Origin of the sequence: Streptomyces sp. OfavH-34-F (assembly GCF_022347745.1) — a bacterium.
Taxonomy (GTDB): Bacteria; Actinomycetota; Actinomycetes; order Streptomycetales; family Streptomycetaceae; genus Streptomyces.
This window is the reverse complement of sequence record NZ_JAKRGC010000396.1, coordinates 1-4,898: the sequence shown is the minus strand read 5'-3', so window position 1 is coordinate 4,898 and position 4,898 is coordinate 1. Positions and strand designations below refer to the sequence as shown.

Sequence of the window (4,898 nt, the reverse complement as noted above, 5' to 3'; positions counted from 1 at the left end):
GGCCGGCGGTTCGGGGGCGCCCGCCAGGAGGCCCCGGGTGCCGAGGAGGCCGAGGAGACCGGTCCAGTGCGTCTCGGCGAGGCGGCGGCCGAAGCGCTCGGCGTAGGCGGGGGCCAGGTCGTCCAGCGTGCGGGTGCCGTCGAGGCGTGAGATGAGGAAGTGCTCCTTGGGCCCGACCTCGAACGCGGCCCCGCTCACCGGGTGCTTGAGCAGGTGCACCGTGCGGGGGCCGCGCAGCAGGGGCGGGCTGATGAGGACTCCGGGTCTGAGCGCGGGCCGGTACGCGCGAGCGGCGGCCCGGGCGTGGTCGGTGGCCGGATTCACGACTCCGCCGCCCCGTTCCCGCCGCCGCCCTCCGGCACCGCGCCGGCGGCGCCCGCCGGTGCGCGCAGCACCTGGCCGAGGACGAAGGAGAGGTACGCCTCGTCGCGGATCGTCACATGCAGCCGGTTGTTGGTCATGTGCATGTACGGGGAGAGCAGCCGGGGCAGGACGGCCGGGACGTGCGTGAGCTTCTCCAGCGGCACCTCCGGCTCGGCGCGCTCCTGGCCGGTGTCCTCGCGGGCGGGCCCGTCCCGGAGGGGGAAGAGGAGTTCGCCCCGGGTGGCGAGGTCGGTCACGCGGTCCCGCAGTTCCAGGCAGTGGGCCGCCCAGTCGCGCAGGAAGGACGGCAGCCGGCCGAGTTCCCCGGCGGCGACGGCGGCCCGGATCGCGGCGAACCGGGCGCCCAGGGCGGGCGCCATCCGCGCGTAGTTGCGCTCGTACTCCGCCGAGCCGATGAAGCCGGTGCCGGGGAACGCGCGGTGCCAGAACGCGTAGTAGCCGTCCAGGTAGTCGACGAGGCGGTCCTCCTCGGGCAGGAAGCAGCTCGACATCACCATCATCAGCTGGGCGGAGGTGCCCAGCAGCACCGTCCGCAGATGCAGGTTCATGGTGCGGAAGGCGTCGATGACCAGGTCGCTGGAGTGCCGGAAGTGCCACTCGGCCAGCTCGACCCCGGCGGGCCCGCCGTACTTGGCGTACTCGGGGGCGTACGGCTCCAGGCTGAAGGAGTTGTTCGGCCGCAGGTTCATCCGGCCGTCCGCGCCCATGTACCGGCTGCGGTCCTCGCCGGGGAACTCGATGTCGAACAGCTCGTTGTAGAAGTCCTTGAGGAACCCGGAGTCGACCTCGTAGAGCGCCGGCCGGGTCCGCAGGAAGTCGGTGAGGGCCGCCTCGGCGCGCCGCCGCACCTCCGGGGCGGCGGCGGGGCTCGCGGGGCGCAGCCGGAGCCGGACGTGCGGCCCCTCCAGCCAGTAGTTGATGAAGAAGTGGCCGGCCAGCAGCCCCTCGGCGGTCAGTTCGGCGACCAGCGGCCGTACGCAGTTGACCAGCATCGGCCGGGGGCTGGCCGCGTAGAAGACGTGCAGGGCGATCCAGTCCCCCCGTTCCGTGGTGACGGGGCAGGTGGGGCTGGGGGAGATCAGTTCCGGCATGTCGGACCGTCCTCGGTACGCGGGCGGGAGGTGAAGGTCTCCACGGCCAGTTCGGCGACGTGGTGGCCCCGGGCGGAGACGGCGTGCGGGGCGTCCTCGGCGGGGAGCGCCTCCCGCAGGACCACGGCGTCGCCGGGGCCCCGTTCCAGCAGGGCGTCGAACGCGGTCAGCGACAGGGGGCTGTCGAAGTCCACGTACACGGGCTTGGCGCCCAGGGCGCGCCGCCCGTCGCGCAGGACCGTCGCGTAGACCTGGGCGGGCAGGCCGTGGGCCCGCCGCCAGCGCCGCCAGCCGAGGAACCACCCCGCCTCGTCGGCGCCGGGCGTGCGGGCGGGCAGCACCCGGGCGTCGGCCGTCCAGCTGCGGCGGCTGACGACGACCCCGTCGTGGACCACGCGCGGCCTGCGGGTGACACCGTCCACGGCGGGGCCCTCGGGGACGCCGCCCCACACGTCCGTGGGCGTCATCGTGCTCGGGGAGAGCAGCAGCAGGGTGCGCGGGATCTCCGGCAGCGCGACGGGCACGAGATAGCCGAGGTAGACGGGGACCACCTCGCGCTCCAGCCGCCGGGACCGCAGGACGAGCCGGTCGGTGGCCGGGTCGTGGCGCAGGTACAGGTCCTCCAGGTGGATGCGGGCGTCCTCGGGCACCGTGGAGGTCTCGCCGGGGCAGACGATCTGGTGGCTCGTCAGCCGCCCGTGCAGATTGAGGTTGGTGGTGATCGGGCCGCCGGTCAGCTCGGCGAGCACGGCGCCCTGCGGGGCGCGGGCGCGGAGTTCGCCGGCCAGCCGCTCCGAGAGCCCGGGGGGCGCGTCCGGGGGCGCCGAGCCGTCCGGGTCGTAGACGTGGGTGAACCGGCTGAACGGGAAGGCGAGTCCGCCGTACGAGCGGTTGAGGACGACCAGCGGGCGCCCGTCCGCGTCGGTCCCGGCGAGCTGGAGGTGATGGCTCTGCGGGCTGAAGTCCGGGACGATCGGCGCCAGTTCACCGGCCACCTCGGTGAGGAGGCCGGCGGGCAGCCGGATCTCGGCGGACTCGCCGTGCCGCTCCCACTGCTCGCGCATGCCGGCGACGAACCGCCGGCGGGCCGCGTCCAGGGTGCGCAGGGCGCTCTGGCCGAGCCAGTTCTCCTCGGGCACGTACTCCCCGTCGGCGTCGAAGGCGCTGCGCTTCGAGGTGAACGAGACGTACTGGTCGAAGAAGTCCTCGTGGAAGTCGTGCACCAGGCCGAGCAGGTCGTCGCAGCGGCCGCCGCTCCCGTACCGGGCCAGGAAGAAGCCCCGCAGGGTGATGCGCTGGGGCAGCGTGACGTCGTACATCGGGAGGATGCCCTCGACCCGCCGCAGCGCCTGTCCGGTGGCGCCGCTCAGCGGGCCGGGCCCGCCGGACAGGTCCGCGCCCGCGCTGACGTCCTCGTACACCAGGGTCTGCGGCAGCGCGGCGTCCTCCTCGGCCCCCAGCTCCCGCTGGATGCCGAGGAGCTGGGCGCGCAGGGTGCGGAGCAGGGCGCGCCGCTCGGCGAGCGGGGCGGCCGGGTACGCGGCCAGGCAGGCGGCCGGTCCGTCGAGCGCGGCGGCGACCGCGTCGGCCCAGGGGGCGCCGAGGCCGCGCAGGGCCCGCTGGAAGGAGCGCAGCGGGTCGGCGCCGTGCACGTCGGTGCGCAGGCCCGGCACCTGCACCATGCCGAGCTGGAGCAGGGCGGACGCGTAGCGCTCGGCCTCCTCCGCCCCGGCGCCCCGTTCGGTGCGCAGCATGTCCACGAGGTCCCGGTGGCGCAGTCCGTCGTGCGCGGAGAAGAACGCGAGCAGCCGGTCCAGGGTGCCGCTGGAGCGGAGGTAGAACAGCCGGTCGCGCACGGCGTCGAAGGTGACGGCCGCGCCGTCGTCGCCGGCGGTCACCCACTGGCGGACGTAGCGGATGCGGTCCTCGTCGCGGCCCCAGCCGGGGGCCAGGACGACGGGGAGGTCCTGGCGGCGGACGGGGTCGGCGAGGATCAGGTCGGCCAGCCGGCCGAGGACGACGACGTTGAGCCGGACGTGGCTGGTCCACTCCTCGCCGATGCGCGGGGCGCGGGGGGCGGTGCCGGGGGCGTCCGGGGCGAAGGTGCCGGTGGCGACGGCGGTCAGGGTGCTGAACGGGCTCGTCTTGCACGCGGTGCGGTAGAGGTAGGTGAGCGCCGAACGCTCGATCTTGCGCATCCGCTTGCCCGGCTCGGCGCTCGTGTCGGCCAGGTAGCCGTCGAGCCTGCTGTCCAGGGTGGGCGAGGCGAGCAGCAGCCCCAGCCGGAGCCGTTCCCCGGCCAGCGCCTCGCGCAGCGCCTGGCGCGCGTCCCGCATCTCCCCGGCCAGCAGACCGGGGCCCCGGTCCAGGAGTTCGGCGTACCGGGCGCGGCGGGCCAGCCAGTCGGCGAACCGCGCGCCGGCCGCCTCGGACAGCCCGGTCACCAGACGCTCGGCGGCTCGGGGGTCGGCGGGCAGGCGGTTGTTGAAGACCGCGCGGCGCAGGTGGAGCAGGAGGCGGCGGGCCTCGCTGCCGGCCGCGTCGGCGGCGCCGAGGAGCCCGTGCAGCAGTTCGCTGAGCGCGGCGCCCTCGGCGGCGAGCCGTTCCTCCAGCTCCAGGACCTCGTCGGCCCAGCCGCCGGTGCCCGGGCAGCGCAGGCCCCGGACGGTCTCCAGGGGCAGGCCGGCGACCCGGAGCAGGAAGCGGTGCCCGGGTTCCCACACGTCGGGCGCACGGGAGGTGGTGTCGGATGTCAGGAGTGTCATCGCAGGTTCCCGTCAGGCGATCTCGTGCCGGAAGTCGGCGGGCCGGGGGCGCTCGTTGCCGAGCGGCATGATCAGCAGGGGGGCCTCGTCGCCGTCGCCCAGGCCGAGCTTCTCGATGAACGAGATGTTGTCGAAGCCCAGGGCGACGCCCGCGCCGAGCCCGAGCGCGGCGGCGGCCACGTAGAACGTCTGGGCGACGGCGCCCGCGGTGCCGGCCGCCAGGCGGTAGCCCCGGTCGCCCACCGCGTCCAGCACCGCGGTGGTGCGGACGGTCGGCACGAGGACGGCCCCCGCCTGCTCCAGGTTGTAGTTGGCGAGGAAGTAGGTGCCCTGGAGGAACGCCCCCTGCGGGCCCGCCTCGACGAGCCGCAGTTCCCCGGCCACGGGGTCGTAGAGGTACGCGCCGGGCTCGACGGACTCGACGTGGTTGACGAAGGCGTAGATCCGGGCCTGGCGCACCGTGCCGTCCGGGTCCGCGTCGCTGGGCAGCGTCGTCCCGGCGCAGGCGGCGAGGACGGCGGAGAGCTGGGCGGGCGTGACCGGGCGCGCCGCGTCGAAGCGGCCGAAGCTGCTGCGCCGGGTGCGCAGGGCACGCCGTACGGGCACGTCGGGGAAGCGCGGGGCGGGCAGGGCGGTCCGGGTGCCGCCCGCCGGGACG

General features: G+C 75.4%; 3 protein-coding genes and 1 pseudogene. All 4 read right to left on the bottom strand.

Annotated elements, in window-relative coordinates; genetic code table 11:
- A pseudogene (locus MHW47_RS31860) lies at positions 1 to 324 on the bottom strand (peptidase M50); the annotation flags it as partial.
- Positions 321 to 1,475, bottom strand: a complete 1,155-nt coding sequence (locus tag MHW47_RS31855) for a lantibiotic dehydratase C-terminal domain-containing protein (protein WP_239227337.1) — start codon at positions 1,473 to 1,475, stop codon at positions 321 to 323. The pseudogene MHW47_RS31860 and the gene MHW47_RS31855, both read right to left, overlap by 4 nt.
- Positions 1,463 to 4,240 carry a lantibiotic dehydratase gene (locus MHW47_RS31850; RefSeq protein ID WP_239227336.1) on the bottom strand — a complete coding sequence of 926 codons (2,778 nt, stop codon included), beginning with the start codon at positions 4,238 to 4,240 and terminating at the stop codon, positions 1,463 to 1,465. The genes MHW47_RS31855 and MHW47_RS31850 overlap by 13 nt, the downstream gene beginning before the upstream one ends.
- Before the next feature lie 12 nt (positions 4,241 to 4,252).
- The coding region (locus MHW47_RS31845; protein WP_239227335.1) for a nitroreductase family protein at positions 4,253 to 4,898 on the bottom strand (646 nt) is incomplete at its 5' end.

Coding starts and splice junctions, on each gene's coding strand:
- MHW47_RS31855 (WP_239227337.1), bottom strand. CDS start 1,475: ATGCCGGAACTGATCTCCCCCAGCCCCACCTGCCCCGTCACCACGGAA.
- MHW47_RS31850 (WP_239227336.1), bottom strand. CDS start 4,240: ATGACACTCCTGACATCCGACACCACCTCCCGTGCGCCCGACGTGTGG.